Raw genomic sequence first — 521 nt, forward strand, 5'->3', positions numbered from 1 at the left:
GGCTCCGCATTGCAGGTAAAGCGAAATATTTTGCTGCGAACCTTTAAACCTTCACCATTTTTAAATCGGATGGATTTCACTCGGCTTGCGCTGGATTTGATCGTGCTTGGCAACATGTACGGTGAGCAGGTGCGTAGCAGACTTGATCGCCTAATGAGAATTGAACCTGCGCTTGCCCGCTATGTGCGTGTTGGTTTGAAACCTGACGAGTATTGGTGGGTTCACCATACGGGCGAAGAAAAGCAGTTTGACCAGGGCAGCATTGTTCACATCATGGAACCTGATATTAATCAGGAAATTTACGGTGTACCTGATTATCTTGGCGCATTACAAAGCGTCCAGTTGAACGAAGGTGCTACCTTGTTTCGTCGCAAGTATTACACCAATGGCAGTCACGCGGGATTCATTTTGTACATGACCGATGCAGCGCAGAAACAAGAGGATGTTGATAATTTGCGTAAGGCACTAAAGGAGTCGAAGGGGCCGGGCAATTTTAAAAATTTATTTATGTATGCTCCGGG

Annotated in this window: 1 protein-coding gene; it reads left to right on the top strand. The window is 46.3% G+C overall.

Going from position 1 to position 521, the window contains the following annotated elements; all coding sequences use genetic code 11:
* Positions 1-521, top strand: a 521-nt coding sequence (locus tag A596_RS05085) for a phage portal protein (protein ID WP_039913085.1), incomplete at both ends; no start/stop codon positions are given.

The organism is Cellvibrio mixtus subsp. mixtus J3-8 (genome assembly GCF_000766945.1).
Classification (GTDB): Bacteria; Pseudomonadota; Gammaproteobacteria; order Pseudomonadales; family Cellvibrionaceae; genus Cellvibrio; species Cellvibrio mixtus_A.